General features: G+C 50.1%; 1 rRNA gene. It reads right to left on the bottom strand.

The features are described 5' to 3' along the window. Nucleotides 1-18: 18 nt before the first annotated feature. Nucleotides 19-2,908: ribosomal RNA gene (locus J8L71_RS18250) — 23S ribosomal RNA — on the bottom strand. Nucleotides 2,909-2,932 lie beyond the last annotated feature (24 nt).

Here is a 2,932-nt window from a genome sequence, read left to right as displayed (position 1 = left end):
AAACGCGTTTGGCGTTGTATGGTTAAGCCTCACGGGTAATTAGTACAAGTTAGCTTAATGGCTCACACCACTTCCACATCTTGCCTATCAACGTTGTAGTCTTCAACGGCCCTTCAGAGACTTTAAAAGTCTAGTGAGAAATCATCTCGAGGCCTGCTTCGCGCTTAGATGCTTTCAGCGCTTATCAGTTCCGAACGTAGCTACCGGGCAATGCCATTGGCATGACAACCCGAACACCAGCGGTTCGTTCACTCCGGTCCTCTCGTACTAGGAGCAACCCCTCTCAATTCTCAAACGCCCACGGCAGATAGGGACCGAACTGTCTCACGACGTTCTAAACCCAGCTCGCGTACCACTTTAAATGGCGAACAGCCATACCCTTGGGACCGACTTCAGCCCCAGGATGTGATGAGCCGACATCGAGGTGCCAAACACCGCCGTCGATATGAACTCTTGGGCGGTATCAGCCTGTTATCCCCGGAGTACCTTTTATCCGTTGAGCGATGGCCCTTCCATTCAGAACCACCGGATCACTATGACCTACTTTCGTACCTGCTCGACGTGTCTGTCTCGCAGTTAAGCTGGCTTCTACCATTACACTAACCGTACGATGTCCGACCGTACTTAGCCAACCTTCGTGCTCCTCCGTTACTCTTTGGGAGGAGACCGCCCCAGTCAAACTACCCACCAGGCACTGTCCGTAACCCCGATTCAGGGGCCAACGTTAGAACATCAAAACTACAAGGGTGGTATTTCAAGGACGACTCCAACAAAACTAGCGTCTCATCTTCAAAGTCTCCCACCTATCCTACACATGTAGGTTCAATGTTCAGTGCCAAGCTGTAGTAAAGGTTCACGGGGTCTTTCCGTCTAGCCGCGGGTACACAGCATCTTCACTGCGATTTCAATTTCACTGAGTCTCGGGTGGAGACAGCGTGGCCATGGTTACACCATTCGTGCAGGTCGGAACTTACCCGACAAGGAATTTCGCTACCTTAGGACCGTTATAGTTACGGCCGCCGTTTACCGGGGCTTCGATCAAGAGCTTCTCCCTAAGGATAACCCCATCAATTAACCTTCCGGCACCGGGCAGGTGTCACACCGTATACGTCATCTTGCGATTTTGCACAGTGCTGTGTTTTTAATAAACAGTCCCAGCCACCTGGTCACTGCGGCTCCCGTCCGCTTAGAGAGCAAGTCTCATCACAGATAGGAGCGTACCTTCTCCCGAAGTTACGGTACGATTTTGCCTAGTTCCTTCACCCGAGTTCTCTCAAGCGCCTTAGTATTCTCTACCTGACCACCTGTGTCGGTTTGGGGTACGATTCGGTATAATCTGAAGCTTAGAGGCTTTTCCTGGAAGTATGGCATCAGCAACTTCACTACCGTAGTAGCTCGTCTCGTGTCTCAGGTTTAATGTTCGTCCGGATTTACCTAAACAAACGCCCTACTCACTTTCACATGGACAACCATCGCCATGCTTGCTTAGCCTTCTCCGTCCCCCCATCGCAATTATACCAAGTACGGAAATATTAATCCGTTTCCCATCGACTACGCCTTTCGGCCTCGCCTTAGGGGTCGACTTACCCTACCCTGATTAACATGGGATAGGAACCCTTGGTCTTCCGGCGTGCGGGTTTTTCACCCGCATTATCGTTACTCATGTCAGCATTCGCACTTCTGATACCTCCAGCATGCCTCCCGGCACACCTTCAACGGCTTACAGAACGCTCCCCTACCACTCAACGTAAACGTTGAATCCGCAGCTTCGGTGCATAGTTTAGCCCCGTTACATCTTCCGCGCAGACCGACTCGACCAGTGAGCTATTACGCTTTCTTTAAAGGATGGCTGCTTCTAAGCCAACCTCCTGGCTGTCTGGGCCTTTCCACATCGTTTCCCACTTAACTATGACTTTGGGACCTTAGCTGGCGGTCTGGGTTGTTTCCCTCTTCACGACGGACGTTAGCACCCGCCGTGTGTCTCCCGGATATTACTTTACGGTATTCGGAGTTTGCAAAGGGTTGGTAAGTCGGGATGACCCCCTAGCCTTAACAGTGCTCTACCCCCGTAAGTATTCGTCCGAGGCTCTACCTAAATAGATTTCGGGGAGAACCAGCTATCTCCCGGTTTGATTAGCCTTTCACTCCTAGCCACAAGTCATCCCCTAACTTTTCAACGTTAGTGGGTTCGGTCCTCCAGTTGATGTTACTCAACCTTCAACCTGCTCATGGCTAGATCACCGGGTTTCGGGTCTATACCTTGCAACTAGTCGCCCAGTTAAGACTCGGTTTCCCTACGGCTACCCTATACGGTTAACCTCGCTACAAAATATAAGTCGCTGACCCATTATACAAAAGGTACGCAGTCACCTAACAAGTAGGCTCCTACTGCTTGTACGTACACGGTTTCAGGTTCTATTTCACTCCCCTCACAGGGGTTCTTTTCGCCTTTCCCTCACGGTACTGGTTCACTATCGGTCAGTTGGGAGTATTTAGCCTTAGATGATGGTCCACCTATATTCAGTCAAAGTTTCACGTGCTCCGACCTACTCGATTTCACTTAAAATGTCTTTTCATGTACGGGACTATCACCCTGTATCGTGGCACTTTCCAGAGCCTTCCATTAACACATAATAAGCTTAAGGGCTGTTCCGATTTCGCTCGCCGCTACTTTCGGAATCTCGGTTGATTTCTTTTCCTACGGGTACTTAGATGTTTCAGTTCTCCGCGTTCGCCTCGTTAACCTATGTATTCAGTTAACGATACCTGCAAGCAGGTGGGTTTCCCCATTCGGAAATCCTAGTCTCAAGCGCTTTTTACTAGCTTGACTAGGCTTATCGCAAGTTAATACGTCCTTCATCGCCTCCAACTGCCAAGGCATCCACCGTGTACGCTTAGTCACTTAACCATACAACCCAAACGGGTCTTTGTT

Origin of the sequence: Pseudoalteromonas sp. MMG007 (assembly GCF_018100985.1) — a bacterium.
Taxonomy (GTDB): domain Bacteria; phylum Pseudomonadota; class Gammaproteobacteria; order Enterobacterales; family Alteromonadaceae; genus Pseudoalteromonas.
This window is presented reverse-complemented; position numbering and strand designations above follow the sequence as displayed.